Source organism: Candidatus Symbiothrix dinenymphae (assembly GCF_001431085.1).
Genome location: NZ_BBRU01000171.1, coordinates 1 through 714, shown reverse-complemented (window position 1 = coordinate 714; position 714 = coordinate 1). Strand labels below are relative to the sequence as shown.

1 protein-coding gene is annotated in these 714 nt (G+C 46.2%); it reads left to right on the top strand.

From position 1 onward, the window contains the following. Positions 1–714 (top strand): DUF2851 family protein (locus tag ASC50_RS02535; protein WP_158648311.1); only part of this gene is annotated, 714 nt, incomplete at both ends.

Here is a 714-nt window from a genome sequence, read left to right as displayed (position 1 = left end):
GTATTCGGAGTTTGTGAAGATGGACAATCGGCAGCCGTGCTTGGATAAAATCAAAAACATCCCTGAAATTTTTCTGTCGGACTGGAAAACAGCCCTGCTCTTGGAACGCCTCACTCGCAAAACGCAAAACATTATGGACTTGCTAAAGACCTACAAGGGCGACTGGAACGCGGTTTTTTACATCACGTTGGCACGCAATTTTGGGTTCGGCATCAACAACGATGCCTTTGAACGCCTCGCCAAAAGTCTGCCGCTCAACATCGTGAACAAACACAGCCACTCGTGCCTCCAAATTGAGGCGCTGTTTTTGGGACAAGCCGGATTGTTGGATGAAACAGATATTGACGACAAATATCACCATTGTTTAAGGTCGGAATATCAGTATCTGCAACAAATGTATGACCTGAAACCATTGGAAGGGGATATATTTAAACGGATGCGGTTGCGTCCGAACAATTTTCCGCACATCAAAATCGTGCAACTGTCCGGATTTATCCAACACACGCCCACACTGTTTTCCAAAGTTCTGGACACACATTTGGTCGATGGGCTCCGAAAGTTGTTTGAAAGCGGCGTAAGTCCCTACTGGGAAACGCATTACAATTTCAAACAAGTGAGCGAAAAGAGACAAAAAGTGTTAGGACAATCGGCGATTGACATCCTGCTCATCAATACGGTGGCGCCGATAGTGTTTGCCTACGGGCATTCGAGAGA